This window comes from Streptomyces sp. NPDC059850 (assembly GCF_042731515.1).
Classification (GTDB): domain Bacteria; phylum Actinomycetota; class Actinomycetes; order Streptomycetales; family Streptomycetaceae; genus Streptomyces.
The window spans coordinates 171554-193734 of sequence record NZ_JBHWJI010000007.1 but is presented as its reverse complement, the minus strand read 5'-3'; the positions used below and the strand labels follow the sequence as shown (position 1 = coordinate 193734).

General features: G+C 73.0%; 21 protein-coding genes. 12 read left to right on the top strand and 9 right to left on the bottom strand.

Going from position 1 to position 22181, the window contains the following annotated elements; translation table 11 throughout:
* The first annotated feature begins 74 nt into the window (after positions 1 to 74).
* The 5 genes from ACFV9T_RS08400 (at position 75) to ACFV9T_RS08380 (ending at position 3808) form a co-directional block, all read left to right on the top strand.
* Positions 75 to 899 (top strand): HipA family kinase, encoded by an 825-nt coding sequence (locus ACFV9T_RS08400; protein WP_385437592.1) that lies wholly within the window; start codon positions 75 to 77, stop codon positions 897 to 899.
* A complete protein-coding gene (locus tag ACFV9T_RS08395; protein ID WP_385437590.1) occupies positions 872 to 1291 on the top strand; it encodes a DUF3037 domain-containing protein in 420 nt (139 codons plus the stop codon). Before ACFV9T_RS08400 ends, ACFV9T_RS08395 begins: the two co-directional genes overlap by 28 nt.
* Before the next feature lie 162 nt (positions 1292 to 1453).
* On the top strand, positions 1454 to 2215 hold the full coding sequence (gene fabG / locus ACFV9T_RS08390; protein ID WP_385437588.1) for a 3-oxoacyl-ACP reductase FabG: 762 nt from the start codon (positions 1454 to 1456) through the stop codon (positions 2213 to 2215).
* Between the two features lie 20 nt (positions 2216 to 2235).
* On the top strand, positions 2236 to 3000 hold the full coding sequence (locus tag ACFV9T_RS08385) for an SDR family oxidoreductase (protein WP_385437586.1): 765 nt from the start codon (positions 2236 to 2238) through the stop codon (positions 2998 to 3000).
* A gap of 112 nt (positions 3001 to 3112) precedes the next feature.
* On the top strand, positions 3113 to 3808 hold the full coding sequence (locus ACFV9T_RS08380) for a uracil-DNA glycosylase (RefSeq protein ID WP_385437585.1): 696 nt from the start codon (positions 3113 to 3115) through the stop codon (positions 3806 to 3808).
* Here the strand turns inward: ACFV9T_RS08380 and ACFV9T_RS08375 are convergent.
* Positions 3793 to 4215, bottom strand: a complete 423-nt coding sequence (locus tag ACFV9T_RS08375) for a DUF3224 domain-containing protein (protein WP_385437584.1) — start codon at positions 4213 to 4215, stop codon at positions 3793 to 3795. The genes ACFV9T_RS08380 and ACFV9T_RS08375 overlap by 16 nt on opposite strands.
* A 98-nt stretch (positions 4216 to 4313) precedes the next feature.
* Here ACFV9T_RS08375 and ACFV9T_RS08370 point away from each other — a divergent pair, with 98 nt between their 5' ends.
* Both ACFV9T_RS08370 and ACFV9T_RS08365 read left to right on the top strand, forming a co-directional pair.
* The gene (locus ACFV9T_RS08370; protein WP_385437583.1) at positions 4314 to 5294 is read left to right on the top strand and encodes a helix-turn-helix transcriptional regulator; all 981 of its coding nucleotides are present in this window, start codon (positions 4314 to 4316) and stop codon (positions 5292 to 5294) included.
* A 107-nt stretch (positions 5295 to 5401) separates the two neighbouring features.
* Positions 5402 to 5863, top strand: a complete 462-nt coding sequence (locus tag ACFV9T_RS08365; RefSeq protein ID WP_385437581.1) for a hypothetical protein — start codon at positions 5402 to 5404, stop codon at positions 5861 to 5863.
* 13 nt (positions 5864 to 5876) lie between these two features.
* Here the strand turns inward: ACFV9T_RS08365 and ACFV9T_RS08360 are convergent, their stop codons facing one another.
* The gene (locus ACFV9T_RS08360; RefSeq protein WP_385437580.1) at positions 5877 to 6389 is read right to left on the bottom strand and encodes a DinB family protein; all 513 of its coding nucleotides are present in this window, start codon (positions 6387 to 6389) and stop codon (positions 5877 to 5879) included.
* Positions 6390 to 6429: 40 nt separating this feature from the next.
* Complete coding sequence (locus ACFV9T_RS08355) at positions 6430 to 7083, bottom strand: TetR/AcrR family transcriptional regulator (RefSeq protein ID WP_385437578.1); 654 nt, start codon at positions 7081 to 7083, stop codon at positions 6430 to 6432.
* A gap of 75 nt (positions 7084 to 7158) precedes the next feature.
* On the opposite strand from ACFV9T_RS08355, the gene ACFV9T_RS08350 reads away from it, so the two are divergent.
* Positions 7159 to 8469 (top strand): FAD-dependent monooxygenase, encoded by a 1311-nt coding sequence (locus ACFV9T_RS08350; protein WP_385437576.1) that lies wholly within the window; start codon positions 7159 to 7161, stop codon positions 8467 to 8469.
* Positions 8390 to 9292, top strand: coding sequence for a Gfo/Idh/MocA family protein (locus ACFV9T_RS08345; RefSeq protein WP_385437575.1), 903 nt, complete (start codon positions 8390 to 8392; stop codon positions 9290 to 9292). The genes ACFV9T_RS08350 and ACFV9T_RS08345 overlap by 80 nt, the downstream gene beginning before the upstream one ends.
* Here ACFV9T_RS08345 and lnt read toward each other — a convergent pair.
* From lnt to ACFV9T_RS08315, 6 genes are all read right to left on the bottom strand, one after another.
* Entirely contained in the window at positions 9267 to 10871 is a 1605-nt protein-coding gene (gene lnt / locus ACFV9T_RS08340; protein ID WP_385437574.1) for an apolipoprotein N-acyltransferase, read from the bottom strand. The two genes, ACFV9T_RS08345 and lnt, sit on opposite strands and share 26 nt — an antisense overlap.
* Positions 10868 to 13309 (bottom strand): SpoIIE family protein phosphatase, encoded by a 2442-nt coding sequence (locus ACFV9T_RS08335; protein ID WP_385437572.1) that lies wholly within the window; start codon positions 13307 to 13309, stop codon positions 10868 to 10870. The genes lnt and ACFV9T_RS08335 overlap by 4 nt, the downstream gene beginning before the upstream one ends.
* A gap of 37 nt (positions 13310 to 13346) precedes the next feature.
* Positions 13347 to 14351, bottom strand: a complete 1005-nt coding sequence (locus tag ACFV9T_RS08330) for an ABC transporter permease (RefSeq protein ID WP_385437571.1) — start codon at positions 14349 to 14351, stop codon at positions 13347 to 13349.
* A gap of 24 nt (positions 14352 to 14375) precedes the next feature.
* Positions 14376 to 15890, bottom strand: a complete 1515-nt coding sequence (locus tag ACFV9T_RS08325) for a sugar ABC transporter ATP-binding protein (RefSeq protein ID WP_385437570.1) — start codon at positions 15888 to 15890, stop codon at positions 14376 to 14378.
* Positions 15887 to 16915: a sugar ABC transporter substrate-binding protein gene (locus tag ACFV9T_RS08320; protein ID WP_385437569.1), complete on the bottom strand. Its 1029-nt coding sequence runs from the start codon at positions 16913 to 16915 to the stop codon at positions 15887 to 15889. Before ACFV9T_RS08320 ends, ACFV9T_RS08325 begins: the two co-directional genes overlap by 4 nt.
* A 422-nt stretch (positions 16916 to 17337) precedes the next feature.
* Positions 17338 to 18645 carry an enolase C-terminal domain-like protein gene (locus ACFV9T_RS08315; protein WP_385437643.1) on the bottom strand — a complete coding sequence of 436 codons (1308 nt, stop codon included), beginning with the start codon at positions 18643 to 18645 and terminating at the stop codon, positions 17338 to 17340.
* Positions 18646 to 18883: 238 nt separating this feature from the next.
* Here ACFV9T_RS08315 and ACFV9T_RS08310 point away from each other — a divergent pair, with 238 nt between their 5' ends.
* From ACFV9T_RS08310 to ACFV9T_RS08300, 3 genes are all read left to right on the top strand, one after another.
* Positions 18884 to 19543, top strand: coding sequence for a FadR/GntR family transcriptional regulator (locus tag ACFV9T_RS08310; RefSeq protein WP_385437642.1), 660 nt, complete (start codon positions 18884 to 18886; stop codon positions 19541 to 19543).
* Positions 19544 to 19572: 29 nt separating this feature from the next.
* The gene (locus ACFV9T_RS08305; RefSeq protein ID WP_385437567.1) at positions 19573 to 21036 is read left to right on the top strand and encodes an amino acid permease; all 1464 of its coding nucleotides are present in this window, start codon (positions 19573 to 19575) and stop codon (positions 21034 to 21036) included.
* Positions 21037 to 21117: 81 nt separating this feature from the next.
* A complete protein-coding gene (locus ACFV9T_RS08300) occupies positions 21118 to 22152 on the top strand; it encodes an asparaginase (protein ID WP_385437641.1) in 1035 nt (344 codons plus the stop codon).
* Positions 22153 to 22181 lie beyond the last annotated feature (29 nt).

Genomic DNA, 22181 nt, shown 5'->3' with positions numbered 1-22181 from the left:
GCCGGGCCCTTGTGGGACGGCCCGCCCGGAAAAGGCTTTGCGGTGATCAGGAGGGCGGTCAGTAGCCTGGGCGGATGCTCCCTGAAGTCACGGCCACCCGCTATGTCACGCCCTTGCGCGAGGGCGGGTCGCTTCCCGGCATCGTCGAGGCCGACGATCTTGGTACGTACGTCATGAAGTTCACCGGCGCGGGCCAGGGCCGGAAGACCCTCGTCGCCGAGGTCATCTGCGGGCAGCTGGGCCGCCGCCTGGGGTTGCGGGTGCCGGAGCTGGTGCGGATGCAGCTCGATCCGGTGATCGGGCTGGGTGAGCCGGACGAGGAGGTGCAGGAGCTGCTGAAGGCCAGTGGCGGGCTCAACCTGGGGATGGACTATCTGCCCGGCTCGCTCGGCTTCGATCCGCTGGCCTTCGAGGTGGGCGCGGCGGAGGCCGGGGAGGTGGTGTGGTTCGACGCGCTCATCGGGAACGTCGACCGGTCCTGGCGCAACCCCAATCTGCTGGTGTGGCACGGCAGGCTGTGGCTCATCGACCACGGCGCCACGATGATCTGGCACCACAGCTGGCGCGGTCTGGACGCGGCCGCCGCCAAGCCGTACGACGCCTCCGACCATGTGCTCGCCCCGTTCGCCCCGGATGTGGCGGCGGCCGGGGCCGCGCTCGCGCCGCGGGTCACCGAGGAGCTGCTGACCGAGGTCACCGCCGACATCCCCGACGAGTGGCTGACGGACGAGCCCGGCTTCGACAGCCCGGACGCGGTGCGCCGCGCCTATGTGCGCGCGCTGCTGGAGCGGGCCGCGGCGGTCGGTGAAAGGATCACGCTCGGGGAGCGCTCCGGTGCCGGGCCGTCGAAGGCTCCCGACTGGCTGCGGGTATGGGTCGACGGAAAGGCAGCGAAGTGAGCGGGCTGCACCATGGCCGGGATGTGTTCGAGTACGCGCTGGTGCGGGTCGTACCCCGGGTGGAGCGCGGTGAGCTGATCAACGCGGGCGTCGTCGTGTACTGCCGCGCGACGTCGTTCGTCGCGGCCCGCACCCATCTGGACGAGACCCGGCTGCTCGCGCTCGACCCGTCGGCGGACGTGGCGGGCGTACGGGCCGCGCTGCACGCCGTGGAGGGTGTCTGCCGTGGGGGAGAACGGGCCGGTCAGGCGGCCGGTGACGACCCGGGGCGGCGATTCCGCTGGCTGGTCGCGCCGCGCTCGACGGTCGTCCAGCCGGGGCCGGTGCACACCGGGCTGACCACGGACGCGGAGGCGGAGGTCGAGCGGCTGCTCGACCTGCTGGTGCGCTGACGGGCGAGGGTGAGCAAGGGCATCACAGCGGGTCGTTGACAGTGGGCGGCGGGCCTCATAGCGTCTCGTCCGCAGAAGCGACTAAGCGGTTGCTCACCCCCGGGTGCCGGGAGTCCCGGACGCCGGGACGGTGAGCCGCCACCCGAGGCGAGGAGAACCCGCATGTCCACCAATGAGCAGCGTGTCGCCATCGTGACGGGCGGGGCCCGCGGCATCGGCGCGGCGACCGCCGCGCGGCTGGCCGAGGAGGGGCGCGCCGTCGCCGTGCTCGACATCGACGAGGCGTCCTGCGCGAGCGCCGTGGAGAAGATCACCGCGGCGGGCGGCAAGGCCATCGCCGTGGGATGCGACGTATCCGACGCGCAGCAGGTGGAGGCCGCGGTCGCGCGGGTCGCCGAAGAGCTGGGCGCGCCGACGATCCTGGTGAACAACGCCGGTGTGCTCCGCGACAACCTGCTCTTCAAGATGAGCGAGTCCGACTGGGACACGGTCATGAACGTGCATCTGCGGGGCGCGTTCCTGATGTCCCGCGCCTGTCAGAAGCACATGGTGGACGCCGGGTTCGGACGTATCGTCAACCTCTCCAGCAGCTCGGCGCTCGGCAACCGGGGCCAGGTCAACTACGCCGCCGCCAAGGCCGGTATGCAGGGCTTCACCAAGACCCTCGCCATCGAGCTGGGCAAGTTCGGCGTCACCGCCAACGCCGTGGCGCCCGGTTTCATCGCCACCGACATGACCGCCGCGACCGCCGAGCGCGTCGGCATGGGCTTCGACGACTTCCAGAAGGCGGCCGCGAGCCAGATCCCGGTGCAGCGCGTCGGGCAGCCGGACGACATCGCGAACGCCGTCGCGTTCTTCACCGGGGACGCGGCCGGGTTCGTCTCCGGCCAGGTGATGTACGTGGCCGGCGGCCCGCTCAACTGATCAGGAGCTTAACGAATCCCATGACCAAAGAGATTGTTCAGGACAGCGGCAAGGCCGCGCTCGTCACCGGGGCCAGCCGGGGCATCGGCTACGGCATCGCCGAGGCGATGGTGGCGCGCGGTGACCGGGTGTGCATCACCGGCCGCAACGAGGACGCCCTGAAGGAGGCCGTCGAGCGGCTGGGTGCCGACCGGGTGATCGGCGTCCCCGGCAAGGCCCATGACGAGGCGCACCAGGCGGCGGCCGTCGAGCGCGCGATGGAGGCGTTCGGGCGCGTCGACTACCTCGTCAACAACGCCGGTACGAACCCGGTGTACTCGCCCATCGCCGATCTCGACCTCGCGGTGATACGCAAGGTCTTCGAGACCAACGTCGTCTCGGCGCTCGGCTTCGCCCAGCAGACCTGGAAGGCGTGGCAGAAGGAGAACGGCGGCGCGATCGTCAACATCTCCTCGGTCGCCGGGATGACGCCCTCGCCGTTCATCGCCGCGTACGGCGTGTCCAAGGCCGCGATGATCAACCTCACGGCGCAGCTCGCCCACGAGTTCGCGCCGGGCGTGCGGGTCAACGCGATCGCCCCCGCCGTGGTGAAGACCAAGTTCGCCACCGCCCTGTACGAGGGGCGGGAGGAGGAGGCCGCCGCGGCGTATCCGCTGGGGCGGCTCGGCGTACCGGAGGACATCGGGGGCGCGGCCGCGTTCCTCACCTCCGAGCAGGCCGCGTGGATCACCGGCCAGACGCTCGTCGTGGACGGCGGCGTCTTCCTCAACGCGGGCGTCGGCTGACCCACCCGGCTGACCCACCCGTAACTGACCAGCGCCGCCCCGGCGGGCGGCGCTGTCAGTGGCCGCCGGTAGGTTCGTGCCCGTAAACGGAACACGACCGGAGGTTGTTGACGTGGCCTACGTGCTGCCCGAGTCCTGGCGCGGTGTCCTCGGCGAGGAGCTGGAGAAGCCCTACTTCAAGGAGCTGACAGAGTTCGTCGAGGAGGAGCGGGCCAAGGGGCCGGTGTACCCGCCGCGCGAGGAGGTCTTCGCCGCCCTGGAGGCCACGCCGTACGACCAGGTGAAGGTGCTGGTCCTCGGGCAGGACCCGTACCACGGCGAGGGCCAGGGGCACGGGCTGTGCTTCTCGGTGCGGCCGGGCGTCAAGACCCCGCCGTCGCTGCGGAACATCTACAAGGAGATGCGGGACGAGCTGGGCCACCCCGTCCCGGACAACGGCTATCTGATGCCGTGGGCCCGGCAGGGCGTGCTGCTGCTCAACGCGGTGCTGACGGTCCGGGGCGGCGAGGCCAACTCCCACAAGAGCAAGGGGTGGGAGAAGTTCACCGACGCGGTGATCCGCGCGGTGGCCGCCCGCCCCGACCCGGCCGTGTTCGTCTTGTGGGGGAACTACGCCCAGAAGAAGCTGCCGCTGATCGACGAGGAGCGGCATGTGGTGGTGAAGGGGGCGCACCCCTCGCCGCTGTCGGCGAAGAAGTTCTTCGGATCGCGCCCCTTCACCCAGATCGACGAGGCGGTGAAGGCCCAGGGGCATACGCCGATCGACTGGCGCATCCCGGACCTCGCACCGGCTCAGCCCAGCGCGTAGTCGAAGGCGTACGGGACGGCCTTGACGCCCTGCGGGGCCGTGAACGAGCCCGCACCGGTGAGCCCGGACAACTCGCCGGTGCCCGAGCCCGGCACCACCTCGAAGGCGCACCGCACGGTGCCGTCCTCGCCGAAGGTGCCGTGCTGGGCGAGGACGAAGCTGCCCCGGCGGCCGCCGAGCCGCCCGTCCACCAGCTCATGGCCGGTAAACCCGCCGGTCTTGTCGGGGAGGTAGACGATGGCGTACTGACAGGCGGTGCCGGACGCCTCAAGCGCGCCCGAGTAGCCGTTGGTCACGGTGGCGTGGGCGAGCTTCGCCCCGCCCTCGGCCTCCCCGACCGGCTTCTCCTGCCAGTCGGTGAAGGTGAACGTACCGGTGGCGTGCCCGGTCGTGGCTGGCCCTGTCATGGCGGGTCCCTTCGGAGGTGTCCGTGCGCTGATGCGTGCGCTGGTGGAGAGGACTCTGCCCGCCGTACCTGACACCTTCTGTCAGGTACGGCGCCACAATGGACCGTATGCGTGCCGACCGCCTGCTCTCCCTGCTCCTTCTGCTGCAGAACCGGGGCCGGATGACCGCGCCGGAGATCGCCGCGGAGCTGGAGGTGTCGGTCCGTACCGTCTACCGCGACATCGACGCGCTGAGCGCGTCCGGCGTGCCGGTGTACGCCGAGCGGGGCCCGGCGGGCGGCTACCGGCTGCTGGACGGCTACCGCACCCGGCTGACCGGGCTCACCGGCGACGAGGCCGATTCGCTCTTCCTCGCCGGAATGCCAGGACCGGCCGCCGAACTGGGCCTCGGCGCGGACCTCACCACCGCCCAGCTCAAGCTGCGCGCCGCGCTGCCGCCCGAGCTGGACGAGCGGTCGCGCCGCATCCAGGAGCGCTTCCACCTCGACGCGCCCGGCTGGTTCCGGGACGCCGAGCCGGTGCCGTACCTCGCGGCGGCGGCCGAGGCCGTATGGCGGAGCCGGGTGCTGCGGGTGCGCTACCGGCGCTGGCGCGGCGAGGTGCACCGGGATCTGCACGCGCTCGGCCTCGTCCTGAAGGGCGGCATCTGGTACCTGGTGGCCAGGGTGGAGGACACCATCCGCAGCTACCGGGTGGCGCGGATCCTGTCCGCCGAGGTGCTGACGGATGCCTTCGAGCGCCCCGCCGGGTTCGATCTCGCCGCCTCCTGGCAGGAGTCGGCGAGCGCCCTGGAGGCCATGCGCTTCCGGGGCGAGGCCGAACTGCTGCTGACCGAGCGGGGCTTGCGGCTGCTGCCGATGCAGTTCGGCGCGGTCGGCGCGGTGGCGGCCGCCGGGGCGGGCCCGCCCGACGACCGGGGGCGGGCGCGGGTGGTGCTGCCCGTGGAGTCGCTGCCCGTCGCCGTCCACGACATGCTGCGGCTGGGCACCGACGCCGAGGTGCTGGGCCCGCCCGAGCTGCGGGCCGCCGTCGCCCGCGCCGTCACCGAACTGGCCGAGCGGTACGGGCCGCCGGACTGACCCGCCGGACTGACCCGATGGGCCCGCCTGACGGGCGTTCACCCGCCCCGCCGTTAGCGTCGGCCGCACGCGGGGGACCCCGCGCGGTGTGCAGGCGGGAGGACCGGATGGCGGACGTACGGCGGGAGGCGCCGGAGGACGACGCCGTGCTGACCCGGATCGGGCAGGCGGTCATACTGCACCGGGGCGGTGACCGCGAGGAGGCGCGCAACCGGCTGGCCGCGCTGTGGCGGGAGATCGCGGGCGGCGGGGACGCGTTCCACCGCTGCGCCCTCGCCCACTATCTGGCCGACACCCAGGACGATCCGGCCGATGAGCTGCTGTGGGACCTGCTGGCCCTGGCCGCGGCGGACCGGCCCGGCGCCCGCACCGCCGCCCCCGCCCTGCGCGCCCTCTACCCGGCCCTCCACCTCAACCTGGCCACCGACTACGCGAAGCTCGGCCAGGAGGCGGCGGCACGCAGTCAGCTGGCGCTGGCCCGGGCGAGCGCGGGCACCCTGGGCGACGATCCGTACGGCGACCGGGTGCGGGCCGCGATCGCCCGGCTGGGGCAGCGGCTCGCGCTCTGACGGACCGTTGTGATCAGTCGCCTGTGACGCCGTCGACGCGCTCGCGGATGAGGTCGGCGTGGCCGTTGTGGCGGGCGTACTCCTCGATCATGTGGAGGTAGATCCAGCGCAGGTTGTAGTCCCCGTGGCCGTGGTCGCGGCGGCTGACGACCTCGTCCAGGGAGTGCGTGGCGGCGGCCGCGCGGGCCTCGGCGATCTCGTCCCGCCAGATCGCGAAGGCGGCCTCGCCGGTGTCCGCCTCGGTGACCCGGAAGTCGCCGTCCGGGTCCTCCTCGCTGTACCAGATCGGCGGCGCGTCCTGACCGTCCAGCACCCGCCGGAACCAGCTCCGCTCGACCTCGGCCATATGCCGTACGAGCCCGAGCAGGGTGAGCCCGGACGGTGGCGCGGCGACCTCGCGCAGCTGCTTGTCGTCCAGCCCCTCGCACTTGAGTGCCAGGGTCGCGCGGTGGAAGTCCAGCCACCCCTCCAGGCTGGTGCGTTCATCGGCGGTGCGGGGCGCGTCGCGGCGTTCGGTAGTCGTCATGGCGAGCATCATGAGGCACCGTTTTCCGCCGTGCCACGGATTATCGGTTCAGCATGCCGCGCAGCAGCTCCTCGAACCCGGTGCGCAGCGCCGCGCGTTCGGGGATCGCGGCATGGTCGGCCCCGGCCGCGCAGCTGAACATCTGCCCTTCGCACCAGGCGACCAGCGACTGGGCGTGCCGCCGTGGTTCGGCGGAGCCCACGGCGGCCATCAGGGCCTCCAGCGGCTCGCGGAAGCCGCGTCCCGTCGCGTCGTAGAACTCGCGCAGCTCGGGGCGGCGGGTCGCCTCCAGCGCCAGTTCGTACCGCGCGATCAGCAGGTCGGGCGCTTGGGTGAGCGAGCGGTGCAGCGCGAGCGCGAGCGCGTCGGCCAGCGCGGGGAGCGGATCGGCGTCCCCACCGTGGCGGCGGCCGCCGTCGAGAGTGGCGTCGCCCGGGTGGGGCATCTCGCCGGGCCGCAGCACCTGCGCCTCCCGCTCGGCCAGCCGCCGGACGGCCGCCTTGAGCAGGGCGGCGCGGGTGCGGGCGTGGTTCGACGTCGAGCCCGGGGGGAGTCCGGCCGCCTCGTCCACCGCGCGGTGCGTCAGCCCGCGCATACCGCGCTCGGCCAGCAGGGCGAGGGCGGTGTCGGCGATCAGCTCGGCGCGGGATCCGCCCGGTGCGGCGGCGCGGGCGGAGGTGTGAGCAGCGGTCATACGGCCAACCTACCGCCCGCACTACAGGTGTAGTAGCCTCGGCACCACTACACCTGTAGTGCAACGGGAGGAATCATGGAACAGCCCCGTGCCGTCGTCATCGGTGCCGGAGTCGGCGGGCTCACCGCCGCCGCGGCCCTCCACCAACGCGGCTGGTCCGTCACCGTCCTGGAGCGCGCCGCCACCCTCGACCCCGTGGGCGCCGGGATCGCCCTGGCGCCCAACGCGCAGCGCGCCCTCGACACCATCGGCCTCGGCGACGACATCCGCGCCCTGGCCGCCTGGCAGGGCGGCGGCGGGCTGCGCGCCCCCGGCGGGCGCTGGCTGGCCCGGATGGACAGCGCGGCGGCGGCCGAGCGGTTCGGCGGCCCTGTGGTGCTGCTCCACCGCGCCACCCTCGTCGAACTGCTCGCCTCCCGGCTGCCCGGGGGACGCGTACGCACCGGCGCCCCCGCCGAGCTGACCGACCCCGGCGACGCCCGCCGCCCGGCCCGGGTGGCCACGGCGGACGGGGAGTACGAGGCCGATCTCGTGGTCGGCGCCGACGGCGTCCACTCGGCGGTCCGCCGCGCGCTGTTCCCCGGCCACCCCGGGCCCCGCTACGCCGGATTCACCACCTGGCGCCTCGTCGTCCCCGCCCCCGGGCGCCCCTTCGCACCCCATGAGACCTGGGGCCGGGGGCTGCTCTGGGGCAGCCAGCCGCTGCGGGACGGCAGGGTCTACGCGTACGCGGCGGCCTTCACCGCGCCCGGCGGACGCGCCCCGGGCGGCGAGAAGGCCGAACTGCTCCGGCTCTTCGGCGACTGGCACCGGCCCGTCCCCGACATCCTCGCGGCCACCGAACCGGGCGCCGTCCTGCGCCATGACGTCCTGCACATGACCGAACCGCTGCCCGCCTACCACCGGGGCAGGACCGCCCTCCTCGGCGACGCGGCCCACGCCATGGCCCCCACCCTGGGGCAAGGCGGCAATCAGGCCATCGAGGACGCCGTCGTCCTCGCCCACGACCTGGCACCGGCCAGAGCCGCCGACCCGGCCGCCGCGCTCGCCGCGTACACCCGCGCCCGGCTGCCGCGCACCATGGACGTCGTACGCCGCTCCGCGCGCTCCGCCCGCGCGCTCTCCCTCACGAGCGCCCCCGCCGTGGCCCTCCGTAACACCGCCCTCGCCGCCGCCACCCGCCTCGCCCCCGGGCTGCTGCTGCGCGGCTTCGACGGGATCGCCGACTGGCGGCCCCCGGCCCCCGGCCCCCGTCGCCCGGGAGGCCGCATAGGGTGGACACGGCCACCGAACACCAGGAGGCATCGTGAGGGTCGGCTGCATCGGTCTCGGCGACATCGCACAGAAGGCCTATCTGCCCGTGCTCATGGCGCGGCCCGGTCTTGAGCCCCATCTGCACACCCGCACCCCCGCCACCCTCCAGCGGGTCGCCGACACCCACCGGGTGCCTCAGGCCCAGCGCCACACCGGCCTCGACTCACTGCTCGCCGCGGACCTCGACGCCGCGTTCGTGCACGCCCCGACCGCCGAGCACGCCGGGCTCGTCACCCGGCTGCTGGACGCCGGGGTGCCCACGTACGTCGACAAGCCGCTCGCCTACGAACTCGGGCAGAGCGAGCGGCTGGTGCGGCTGGCCGAGGACCGCGAGGTGAGCCTGATGGTCGGCTTCAACCGGCGCTACGCCCCCGGGTACGCGCAGTGCCGGGACCATCCGCGCGATCTGATCCTGATGCAGAAGAACCGCGTCGGCCTCCCCGAGGACCCGCGCACCCTCGTCCTGGACGACTTCATCCACGTCGTCGACACCCTGCGCTTCCTCGCCCCCGGCCCGGTCGACCACATCGACGTGCGGACCAGGATGTGCGACGGGCTGCTGCACCACGTCGTGCTCCAGCTGTCCGGCGACGGGTTCACCGCGCTCGGCGTGATGAACCGGATGAGCGGCTCCACCGAGGAGGTCCTGGAGGTCTCGGGGCAGGACACCAAGCGGCAGGTCGCCAACCTCGCCGAGATCACGGACCACAAGGGGCAGCCGAGCGTGCGCCGCCGCGGCGACTGGGTGCCGGTCGCCCGGCAGCGCGGCATCGAGCAGATCACCGACGCGTTCCTGGACGCCGTGCGCACCGGCAGGCGGCTCGACGCCTCGGACGCGCTGCGCACCCATGAACTGTGCGAGCGGGTGATCACCGACGCGGTGAACGGCGCCTGACCGCCCGGACCGCTTCCGTCGCCCCGTACACCGCGAGCGCGCCCAGCGCCGCGTACACCGTCCAGGGCCCGGTCCGCGCGTACGGGCTGGTGCCCTCCGCCAGCGGCACCGAGTAGACCTCCGCCGCGCTGGCGTCCGTACCCATCCGCTCGCCCACCGGCTCGCCGCGCGGGCCGAAGACCGCGCTCGTGCCGGTCAGCGTCGCGTGCACCATCGGCCGCCAGGTCTCCGCGGCGCGCAGCGCGGCCAGCGTGGCGTGCTGCTCGGGCGCCCAGCTCTGCTGGAACGTCGACGTCGCCGACTGGACGACCAGCACCTGCGCCCCGTGCCGCGCCAGATTGCGGCTCATGTCAGGGAACGCCGACTCGAAGCAGACCTCAGGACCGATCCGCAGGCCCCCCGGCAGCCGCATCACCGTCTGCTCGGCTCCGCGATGCCGGTCCTCACCTGCCGCCTTGCCCACCGAGGTGGCCCAGCCCAGCAGCGGCCGGGCCGGGATGTACTCGCCGAACGGCACCAGCCGCATCTTGTCGTAGCGGGCGCCGGTCGGACCGTCCGGCCCGATCAGCACCGAACTCTTGTAGATGCCCGGCATATCACTGCGCCGCGCGTCCACGTTGACCAGCAGATCCGCGCCCACCGAACGGGACAGCCCGCCCAGCCGCCTCGCCAGCCGCGGCCGGTCGCCGAGATCCGTGCCGACGCTGGACTCGCCCCACACCACGAGATCCGGACGGCGGGCGGCCAGCTGCCGGGTCAGCTCGACGCTGCGCTCAAGACGCGGCTCCGGCCCCTTGATCACGCCCGGCTGCACCACCGCGATCCGCGCGGTCCCGCTCTCCTGCGGCACCGGCGCCCACGCCCACACCCCGGCCGCCGCCGCACCGCACGCGGTGAGCCCGGCCACCGCGACGGTACGGGCCCGGGGCAGCGCGACCAGCAGGACGAGCGCGACGTTCACCAGGACCAGCAGAAAGCCGACCAGCCACACCCCGCCCACCGACACCAGCCGCAGCGCGGCGGGAACCTGCCACTGGCTCGCCCCCAGCAGCGCCCACGGCCCGCCGAGGTACTGCCAGGACCGGACCAGCTCGGCCAGCAGCCACGCGGACGGCAGCACCACCAGCGCGGCGCCCGCCCGGCCCGGCCCCGGAGAGCCGTGCAGCAGCCGGTGCGTCACCGCGCCGAACGGCACCCACAACACGCCCAGCAGCAGCGCCAGCAGCACGATGAACACATGCAGACTCGGCATCAGCCAGTGGTGCGCCGCGAGCAGGAACCCGGCCCCGCCCAGCCAGCCGTCGTACGCCGCCCGCCGCAGCGTGGGCGCCGAGCGGATCAGCAGCAGCCAGGGCACCAGGGCGACGTACGCGAACCACCACAGCGACGGCGCGGGAAACGCCAGCGCGGGCAGCGCGCCCGCGACCACCGCGGCCCCGCCGCGCCCCCAACGGGAGGCCAGCCACCGCCTCCGCACCTCGCCCTGCACGCCGGATGCCCCCCTCCCGTTGGCATGGGACCAGTGTGCGCGAGGAAGCCGATCATGGATAGGGCGGGGACGCGCCGGAGCGTGCCTCATGCCGCACCCGGAAGGTCCTGCTCGGCCCAGATGAGCTTGCCGCCCTCGGCGTAGCGGGTGCCCCAGCGGCGGGTCATCTGCGCGACGAGGAACAGCCCGCGGCCGCCCTCGTCGGTGGTCCGGGCGTGGCGCAGCCGCGGCGAGGTGTTGCTGGCGTCCGCGACCTCGCAGATCAGCACGTCATGCCGGATCAGCCGCAGCCGGATGGGGCCGGTGCCGTGCCGTATCGCGTTGGTGACCAGCTCGCTGACGATCAGCTCGGTCGTCATCACCAGCTCCTCCAGACCCCATTCGGCGAGCTGGTGGACGGCGAGCGAACGCGCGTTGGCGACCACGGCCGGGTCGGAGGGCAGGTCCCAGGAGACGACGTGGCCTGCGCCAAGCGCGTTCGTACGGGCCAGCAGCAGCGCCACGTCGTCCGACTGCGGACGGGTCAGCAGGGCGTCGACGACCGTCGAGCACAGCTCCTCCAGCGGCAGCCCGGGCTGCGCCAGGGCGTTGCTCAGCCGCCCGAGCCCGACGTCGATGTCCTGGTCGCAGGTCTCGATGAGGCCGTCCGTGAACAGCGCGATCAGACTGCCCGCGGGCAGCTCCAGCTCCGCCGACTCGAACGGCAGCGAACCGAGCCCCAGCGGGGGACCGGCGGGCAGCGGCGGATAGGAGACCGAGCCGCCGGGGTCCACCACCGCGGGCGGCGGATGCCCGGCCCGGGCCATCGTGCACCGCCGGGTGACCGGGTCGTACACCGCGTACAGACAGGTGGCGCCCAGCACCGCCGTGCCCACCCCCTCCTGCCCCGACTCCTCCTCGGTGAGCCGGATGACCAGGTCGTCCAGGTGGGCCAGCAGCTCCTCGGGCGGCAGGTCCATGTCGGCGAGCGTGTGCACGGCGGTGCGCAGCCGCCCCATCGTGGCCGCCGCGGTGATGCCGTGCCCGACCACGTCGCCGACCACCAGCGCCACCCGGGCCCCGGACAGCGGGATGACGTCGAACCAGTCGCCGCCGACCCCGTTGCGCGCGTCGGTGGGCAGATAGCGCGAGGCCACCTCCAGGGCCTGCCCGCCGGACAGGTCGTGCGGCAGCAGGCTGCGCTGCAGCGCGAGGGCCGCGGTGTGCTCGCGGCTGTAGCGGCGGGCGTTGTCCACGCACAGCGCGGCCCGCGTCACCAGCTCCTCGGCGAGCACCAGATCGTCCTCCTCGAAGGGGTCCGGATGCCGGGTGCGGACGAACGAGGCCACGCCCAGGATGGTGCCGCGCGCGCAGATCGGGACCACCATCAGGGAGCGCATCCCGAACTCGTGGACCTTCCGCGTCCGGGCCGGGTCGTCGCCGGTCCACGCGTCCAGCGAGGCGTCCAGCTCCGGGTCGAGGATCGCCTCGCCCTCCAGGAAGCTGCACGCGAACGGCGACGCCGGGGAGATGGCGACCGCGTCCCCCGGGGTCGCGATGGACTCCGGGCAGCCCTCGTGGATGGAGGCCTGGCCCGCCCGCCGGAACGGGGGGAGGTGCCGGGTCCGCTGCGCCGGGGGCTCCTCGCCGCGCAGGACGGAGTCCAGCAGGTCGACGGTGACGAAGTCGGCGAGCCGGGGCACCGCGAACTCGGCCAGCTCCTGCGCGGTGCGCATCACGTCCAGGGTGCTGCCGATGTGCTCGCTGGCCTCGCTGAGCAGGGCGAGGCGCTCCCGGGCCCGCCAGCGGTCGGTGACGTCGATGCCCATGTAGCAGACGCCGACCGGATGGCCGTCCGCGTTGTCGAGGCGGAAGAAGGAGGTCGAGTACGCGTGCTCGTGGTGCGGCTCGGCCATGGTCCAGCCCCGGTACTCGTAGTCGATCACCGGGACGCCGGTCTCCAGCACCTGGCGCATCTTCGCTTCCAGCGCCTCGGTGTCCAGGCCCGGCAGCGAGTCCGCCATCCGTCGGCCCAGCCGCTGGTCGCGCGGGACGCCGCCGTAGCGCTCCAGGGTGTCGTTCATCCATACGTACCGCAGGTCCGGGCTGAGCACGGCCATCCCGATGGGGGAGCGGGTCAGGAACGCCTGGAGCAGCGATCCGCTGACCGCCCAGGTCGGGATCGTCGCCACGTCGATCGCCGAGATCAGCCAGCAGGTGCGGTCGCTCAGCCCGGCCACCGGCGAGACCCGCAGGCCCACCGCGAGCCGGTGGCCGCACCTGTGCCGGACCTCCAGCAGCCCGCCCCAGCCGCCGTGCTCACCGCACTGCTCGGCGATGGACACCGCCTTCGCGGCGTCCTCCGGCGCGGCCAGCAGCATCGCGGCGGGCCGCTTCAGCACCTCCGGCGCCGGATAGCCCAGCAGCCGTTCCGCGGCCGTGGTCCAGCCGACGACGGTCCCCGTGGCGTCGAGCAGGGCCGTCGCCGCATCGGCCATGTCGAACGGGACATGCGCTTCGGTCGGCGCGATTCCCTCGGGGATGGCCATCGCACCCGTCCCATCTGCGGAGACATTTCCCTTAATACTATGACTCCTGGGCCTCCCCGGTCGTCAGCCGTGCGACGACCAGTGCGAGCAGGATGATCCCGCCGTAGATCGCCTGGATCCAGAAGGACGACACCTGGGCGAGGGTGAGCAGATTCTCCAGCATCCCCAGCAACAGGGTGCCCAGCAGCGCGCCGAGCAGGGAACCCCGGCCGCCGCGGAGACTGATCCCGCCGATCACCGCGGCCGCGAACACCGTGAAGATCAGACCGCTGCCCTGGTTGGCGCCCACCGCGCCGACCCGCCCCGCGATGACCAGACCGGCCAGCCCCGCCAGCGCCCCGCCGACCACCAGCACCGTCCAGCCGACCCGCGCGGTGCGGATGCCCGCCGCCCGGGCGGCGGGAGCGTTGCCGCCGATCGCGTACACCGCGCGGCCGAGCCGGTGGTAGCGCAGGACGAACCCGGCCAGCGCGAAGCACAGCGCGGTCACCCACGCCGAGACCGGTACCCCCAGCCACTCCCGCGCGCCGAGCGCGAAGAACGCGTCCGGCGCGTCGAACAGCGTCCTGCCGGAGACCAGGCCGATGAGGACGCCGCGCAGCACGATGTTCATCGCCAGGGTCACGATGAACCCGTTGAGCCCGAGCCCCACGATCAGCGCGCCGTTCACCGCCCCGATGGCCGCCCCCGCCAGCGGGATGAGCAGCAGCCCGACCCAGGTGGGCAGCCCGGTGCCGAAGCCCGCGGAGGCGGCCGGGATGACGACCAGGAAGCCGAGGGCGGGGGCCAGGCCCGCGATCGACTCCAGCGAGAGGTCCATCCGGCCGCTGATCAGGATCATCGCCTCGGCGAGCACCAGCAGCCCGAGCGCGGAGGACGCGCCCAGGATGTTGACCAGGTTGTCCCGGTCGAGGAAGTCGGGGTTGCCGACCGCGCCGATGATCAGCAGCAGGACGACGGCGGGCAGCAGCGCCAGATCGCGGATCCGGACCGGGACGAGGCGCCGGGCGCGGGTCGCCTGCGGCGCGGCGAGGTCATTCATGAGCGAGGTTGTTCGTGGATGAGGTCATTCATGGCCGAGGGTGACCCCTTCGATCGAGGCGACGAGTTCCCGGTCCGTCCAGCCCGCCCGGTGGGTGACGGTGATGAAGCCGCCCACCATCACCACCACCCGGTCACAGGCCCGCAGATCCCCCAGCTGATCGGAGACGATCAGCACCGCGCGCCCCTCGGCCCGGGCCCGCAGCGCGGTCTCCAGCAGATCGCGCTGGGACCGTACGTCCACCCCCGCCGTCGGATCGATCAGCACCAGCACCCGGGGATCCGTGGCCAGCGCCCGGGCCATGACGGCCTTCTGCTGGTTGCCGCCGGACAGCGCGGTCACCCGCTGGGCCGGGCCCCGGGTGGTGATGCCGAGCCGTTCGATGGCGCGGCGGGCCACCGCGTCCCGGGCGGACGGCCGGATCAGCCCCCGGGGGCCGAGCCGGTCGCCGATGGGCAGCGTGATGTTGTCGGCCACCGACAGCAGCGGGATCAGCCCCTGCGCACGCCGGTCGCGCGGCAGACAGCCGACCCCGGCGGCGAGCGCCGAGGTGACGCTGCCGAGCCGCAGCGGACGGCCGAAGACCTCGATCCGCCCGGCGGTCGGCCGGTGCAGCCCGGCCAGCGCCTCGCCGAGCTGATGGCTGCCGGAGCCCGCGAGCCCGGCCAGCCCCACCACCTCACCGGCCCCGACGGTGAGGCTGACGTCGTGGAAGTACGCGCCGCTCAGCCGCTCGACCCGTACCGCCACCTCGCCCCCGGGGACGGGTGGGGGAGGCTTGCCCGGCCGGGCGGGGGCGGCCGGTTCGCCGGTCATCTCCTCGATCAGGGCCCGGGTGGGCAACTCGCCGACCGGCGCGGTGACGATCCTGCGGGCGTCCCGGAAGACGGTGACGGCCTGGCAGATCTCGTACACCTCGCGCAGATGGTGCGAGATGTGCAGGAACGTGACTCCCGCGTCCTGGAGCCGCCGCATCCGCGCGAACAGCCGCGCCGTCGCCCGGCTGTCGAGCTGCGCCGTGGGCTCGTCCAGGATGACGAAGCGGGTGCCCCGGGAGAGCGCCCGCGCGATCTCCACCAGCTTGGCGTCCTCGACGCTCAGATCCCCGGCCCGCGCGCCCTCGTGCACGGGCACGCCCCAAGCGTCCAGCAGCGCCCGGGCCCGGCGGCGGGTCCGCCGCCAGCTGATGACCGAGGTGCGGGGGAGGACCGGCTGATGGCCCAGGAACAGGTTCTCCGCGACCGTCAGCTCGTTGATGATCATGGACTGCTGGTAGACGCAGGCCACCCGGCGCTGCCAGGCCGCCCGGTCCGCGGCGGCGGGGGCGGGCTCGCCCTCGAACCACACCGTGCCCGCGTCCGGCCGCTCCAGCCCGGTAACCACGGCGACCAGCGTGGACTTGCCCGCGCCGTTGCGCCCGACCAGGGCGTGGGTCTCGCCTGCCCGTACGGTGATCCCCGCCTCCCGCAGGGCCACCGTCGGCCCGTACCGCTTGGTGATCCCGCGCGCCTCGCACAGCGGTGGCCGTTCAGTGGTCATTCGCTGTTGCCCCAGAGCCCCGGGTCGTTCACATTGGCCCGGGTCACCAGCGGCGCCGGAAGCTGATCCTCCAGGATGCCGGGCCGCACCTCGACGATGGTGCTGCCGTGATCGGTCCGCCCCTTCCGGAACGACCTCCCCGCCATGGCCTGCTTGATGTAGACCATGGCGTACCGGGCGTAGAGGTCGGTGGGCTGCGAGACGGTCGCGTCGATCCACCCCTTGCGGATGGCGTCCAGCTCCTGCGGGATCCCGTCGTTGGAGACGATCGCGATATGGCCCCGGTGGCCCGCCGGGTGCAGCGCCCGGTGGCGCTGCAGCGTACGCAGCGTGGGGGCGAGGTATACGCCCCCGGCCTGCAGATAGATGCCCTTGATGTCGCGATTGGCGCTGTAGAGCGCCTCCAGTCCGGCCGCCGCCTTGTCCGCCTGCCATCCGGCGGCGATGTCGAGGATCCGGATGTGCGGGTAGTGGCGCCGCATGCACTGGTCGAACGAGGCGGTGCGGTCGCGGCCGTTGACCGACGCCAGGTCGCCCTCGATCTGCACCACCTTGCCGCGTCCGCCTACGGCCCGGCCGAGGCTCCGGCACGCCTTCTCGCCGTACGCCCGGTTGTCGGCCCGCACCACGATCGCCACCTTGCCCCGGTCGGGGGCCACGTCGACGGCCACGACCGGGACGCCGCGCCGCTGCGCGGCCTTCAGACCGGTGACGATCGCGGCGGAGTCGATGGGGGAGACGACCAGGCCGTCGATGTTTTGGGCGAGCAGATTGCGGATGTCGCCGACCTGGCGGCTCGCGTCGTTGTTGGAGTTCACGGTCGGCAGCACGCGGACGCCCGCCTTGGCGGCCTGCCGGGGGATGTCGCGGTCGTACGCCTCCCAGAACGGCGAGGTGAGGAACGGCACCACGACGCCGACCCGCCGCCCGCCGCCGCCTTCGTCCGAGCAGCCGGTGGCGGCAGGGCCGCAGACCAGCACGAGGGCCACGGCGGCGGTGGCGAGGCGGTGGCGCGTCGTGCGCATCGTGCTCCCGGCTCCAGGTCGCGGAACGGCTGGCGAAGACCTCCCCGGCTGTGACCATACGACCGCCGGACCCGCACACCGGGCGGGCCACGCCGCGCAACCGCCCCACCGGGGCCGGTGCCTTTCCCCCACCCCGCCCCTTCCCGATCCGGGGCGCTGCCCCGTGCCCCGGTCCTCAAACGCCGGACGGGCTGGGGGTGCGGGACGGCGCCGCGCCGGGCCTGGTTCTCGATGGCCGGGCGGGTTGGGGGCGCGGGGTGGTACGTCCCGGGGCCTGGTCGTCATGCGCCGGGTGGCCTTTGGGCTTGGTTTCAAGCGCCGGGCGGGCTGAACTCAGCCCGTCCGGCGCTTGAGGACCGGGGGACGGGGCAGCGCCCCGGTTCGGGAAGGGGCGGGCAGGGGACAAGCCACCGCGGAGGCGGCTACGCCCAGGCCGCGCCGCCCGGGTACGAGTACGTCCGCAGCGCCTCGGGGCGCAGGGCCGAGCTGAAGCCGGGGGTCGTGGGGGCCCGGTAGTGGCCCGCGGTGACGATCGCCGGGTCGAGGAAGTGCTCATGCAAATGGTCGGTGTATTCGACGGCCCGGTCCCGCCGGGTACCCGAGACCGCGACGTAGTCGAACATGGCCAGGTGCCGGACCAGTTCGGACAGCCCCACGCCGCCAGCGTGCGGCCACACCGGCACCCCGAACTCCGCCGCCAGCAGCAGGATCGCGAGGTTTTCGTTGACGCCACCGACCCGGCAGGCGTCCAGCTGCAGCACATCGAGCGCGTCCGCCTGCAGCAGCTGTTTGAAGATGACCCGGTTCGCCACGTGCTCGCCCGCCGCGACCTTCACGGGTGCGACGGCGCGACGGATCGCGGCCAGCCCGATGATCTCGTCCGGGCTGGTCGGCTCCTCGATCCAGTACGGGTCGAACGGGGCCAGCGCCCGGGTCCGCTCGACCGCCTCGCCGACCTCCCAGCGCTGGTTGGCGTCGAGCGCCAGCCGGATGCCGGGGCCGATGGCCTCGCGGGCGATCCGGCAGCGCCGGAGGTCGTCGCCGGGGTCGGCGCCGACCTTCAGCTTGATCTGGGTGAAGCCGTCGGCGACGGCCGCCCGCGCCGCGCGGGCGAGCCGGTCGTCTTCGTAGCCGAGCCAGCCGCAGGAGGTGAGGTACGCCGGATAGCCCTCGGCCCGCAGCCGGGCCTCGCGCCCGGCCTTGCCGGGGGCGGCGCGGCGCAGGATCCGCAGGGCGGCGTCGGGGGTGAGCGCGTCGGCGAGGTAGCGGAAGTCGGCGAGGGCGACCAGTTCCTCCGGGGTCAGATCGGACAGCAGCTTCCACAGCGGCTTCCCGGCCCGCTTGGCGGTGAGGTCCCACAGGGCGTTCATCACCGCCGCGACGGCCATGTGGGTGACGCCCTTCTCCGGGCCCAGCCAGCGCAGCTGCCCGTCGTCGGCGAGCGCCCGGTAGACGTCGGCCAGACCGGCGGGCAGACCGGGCAGCTCGGCGCCGACCAGCCGGGGGCGCAGCGCGTCGATGGCCGCGACCTCGACCTCGTTGCCGCGGCCGATGGTGAAGCAGAAGCCGTGCCCCTCCAGCCCGTCCCCGGCGTCGGTGCGGACGATCACGTACGCGGTCGAGTAGTCCGGGTCGGGGTGGCTGGCGTCCGACCCATGGAGCCAGCGCGACGTGGGAAAGCGGATGTCATGGGTATCGAGCGCCGTGATCCGTGTCCTCGTCGTCTTCATCCTCGTCGCCGTGCGTGCGGCCATCAGCAGTCCTCCAACCGCAGTCTCCGACCTGGCGGGCGAAAAGTCCATATGGGGACAAACAGGGCACAGGCTGGCTGGATTCATTCGCGACGCGGCCGAATCATTCGCCGCATCAGAAGCCTTGACAACGCTTTGGCGCACAGCTGAGGATCCTCGGGTGAACTTGTCAGACAGCCAGACAGGCGCTGAATCGTTTCCTCGCCGCGTGAGTGCCATGGAAGCGGTCCTCAGTCACCTCCGGGGTGCCATCGAGCGCGGCGACTACGCGGTGGGGGACAAACTCCCCTCCGAGGCCGAGCTGTGCCGTCGCCTGGAGGTGAGCCGCCCGGTGCTCCGCGAGGCCCTGCGGGCCCTGCAGACCATGGGGCTCACCGCCTCGCGCACCGGCAAGGGCACGTTCGTCATCTCCAGCGGTCCGGTGCAGGACCCCACCTTCGGGGACTACGCCGCGAGCGATCTGCTGGAGGTGCGTCGGCACATCGAGATCCCCGTCGCGGGCTACGCGGCACTGCGCCGCTCCGTCGAGGATCTCGACCACCTCTCCCATCTGCTGGACCGGATGGAGCGGGAGACCGACACCACCGCCTGGGTGGCGATGGACACCACGTTCCATCTCGCCGTCGCCCAGGCGGCGCAGAACCCCGTCTTCCGCAGGGTCATCGAGGAGATCCGCGATGCCCTGGCACGGCAGTCGGCGTTCCTCAACGAACTCGGCGGCCGCCGGGAGCAGTCCAACCGTGAACACCGGGCGATCGTCGAGGCGCTCGCCGACGGGTCCGAACACGACGCGGTGGCGGCGATGACCCACCACCTCGAACGGGTCGAGACCACCCTGACCTCCATCGTGCGCCCCGCTTCGGCGGACGGCGCGTGACGCATACCAACGGAAGGCGGACAGCAGGCGTGAGCGAGCAGTCCCTCCGGCAGGAAGAACGCCACGGCGAAGGGCCCGATCAGCCCCAGCATGTCGATGCCGGTGACGCCGGCTACAGCAAGTCCCTCAAGGCCCGGCATGTCAACATGATCGCCATCGGCGGTGCCATCGGCACCGGGCTGTTCCTCGGCGCCGGAGGGCGCCTGAAGGACGCCGGGCCCTCGCTGGCCCTGGCGTACGCGGTCTGCGGCCTCTTCGCCTTCCTGGTGGTGCGGGCACTCGGCGAGCTGGTGCTGCACCGGCCGTCCTCGGGCGCGTTCGTCTCCTACGCCCGGGAGTTCCTCGGCGAGAAGGGCGCCTACGTCGCGGGCTGGATGTACTTCCTCAACTGGTCCACCACCGGCATCGCCGACATCACCGCCGTCGCGACGTACACCCACTACTGGGGCATGTTCTCCGACATACCGCAGTGGGTGATCGCGCTGATCGCGCTCGCCGTCGTGCTGACGGTGAACCTCATCTCCGTGAAGATCTTCGGTGAGCTGGAGTTCTGGTTCGCCATCATCAAGGTCGGCGCGCTCGTCCTCTTCATGGCGATCGGCATCTTCCTGCTGGTCAGCCGGCACCCGGTGGACGGTCAGGCCACCGGGCCCAGCATGATCACCGAGCACGGCGGCCTGTTCCCGCACGGTGCGCTGCCCATGCTGCTGGTCATCCAGGGCGTCGTCTTCGCCTACGCCTCCGTCGAACTCGTCGGCGTCGCCGCGGGCGAGACCCTGGAGCCGGAGAAGATCATGCCCAAGGCGATCAACTCCATCATGTGGCGCGTCGCCGTCTTCTACGTCGGCTCCGTGGTGCTGCTCTCCATGCTGATGCCCTCCGGCGCCTACTCCGGCGACGAGAGCCCCTTCGTCACCGTGCTCTCCAAGCTCGGGGTGCCCGCGGCCAGCGATGTGATGAACCTCGTCGTGCTGACCGCCGCGATGTCCAGCCTCAACTCCGGCCTCTACTCCACCGGCCGCATCCTGCGCTCGATGGCCATGGCGGGCTCCGCGCCCAAGTTCACCGGCAAGATGAGCCGCACCCAGGTGCCCTACGGCGGCATCCTCCTCACCTCCGCGGTCTGTGTGCTGGGCGTCGGCCTCAACTTCGTCGTGCCCAAGGAAGCGTTCGAGATCGTGCTCAACTTCGCGGCGCTCGGCATCCTCTCCACCTGGGCGATCATCATGATCTGCCATCTGCTCTTCTGGCGCCGCGCCAAGGCCGGTCACGTCACCCGGCCCGGCTACCGGCTCCCCGGCTCGCCGTACACCGAGATCGTCACCCTCGGCTTCCTCTTCTCCGTCATGGTCCTGATGTGGGCCGACGGCGGACCCAGCCGACTCACCGTCATGGCGCTCCCCGGTATCGCGCTGGCCCTGGTCATCGGCTGGTTCTGTACCAGGGGCCGGGTGCAATCCGTCCGCGACGAGGCGGCGGCGACCAAGGAATAGACCGGCCCGGGTCCGGGGCCCCGGACCCGGCCGATGAACCAACCCGTGAACCACCCCGACGACCGGAGCAACACCACCACCATGAATCACACCCCCCGGCCGCACACCGACGACGCTCGCCCCACCCCGGCCGAGCCCCCCGTCATCCGCGAACCCCGCCATGTGCCGGTCGCCCATGTCGTACGCGCTGGTGTGATCGAGGGCGTGCACCATGGGTCGGCGGTCGTGCTGGCCGCCGACGGCAAGGTCGCGTTCCAGACCGGCGACATCGACGCCGCGTTCTACCCGCGCTCCGCGCTCAAGCCCGTACAGGCCGTCGCGCTGCTGCGTGCCGGGCTGCCGCTGGACGGCGCGCTGCTCTCGCTCACCGCCGCCAGCCACTCCGGCCAGGACACCCATCTGGCCGGGACCCGGCGCATCCTGGACGAGGCCGGTCTCACCGAGGACGAGCTGCGCAACACCCCCGACCTGCCGTACGGCTCCGCCATGCGCGAGGCGTGGCTGCGCGCCGACCGCAAGCCCTCCCGGCTGGCGCAGAACTGCTCCGGCAAGCACGCCGCGATGCTCTACACGGCGAAGCTGCGCGGCTGGTCGCTGGAGGACTACCTCGACCCGGCCCACCCGCTCCAGCAGGTGATCGCCGAGACCGTGGAGGAGCTGACCGGACAGCGAGTCGCCCAGGTGACCATCGACGGCTGCGGCGCGCCGCTGTTCTCCGTCTCCCCGCTCGGCCTCGCCCGCGCCGCCGCCGCCATCGCCTCGGCCGCCCCGGACACCCCGGAGGGCCGGGTCGCGGACGCCATGCGCGCCTACCCCGAGATGGCGTCCGGCGACGACCGGGACGTCGCCCGGCTGATGCGCAAGGTCCCCGGGCTGCTCGCCAAGGACGGCTTCGAGGGCGTGCAGCTGGCCGGGCTGTCCGACGGCCGGGCCGTCGTCGTCAAGATCGCCGACGGCGCCGACCGCGCCCGGATGCCGGTGGCGGCGGCCGCCCTCGCCCACTGCGGCATAGACCCGGACGTCCTCGCCGAGTTCGCCACCGCCCCGGTCGTCGGCGGCGACTCCACGGTCGGCCGTCTCCAGGCCACCGACGCCTTCGCCCTGCCCGCCGCCTGATCCGCCCGTTCCCCCTCACTTCCAAGGAA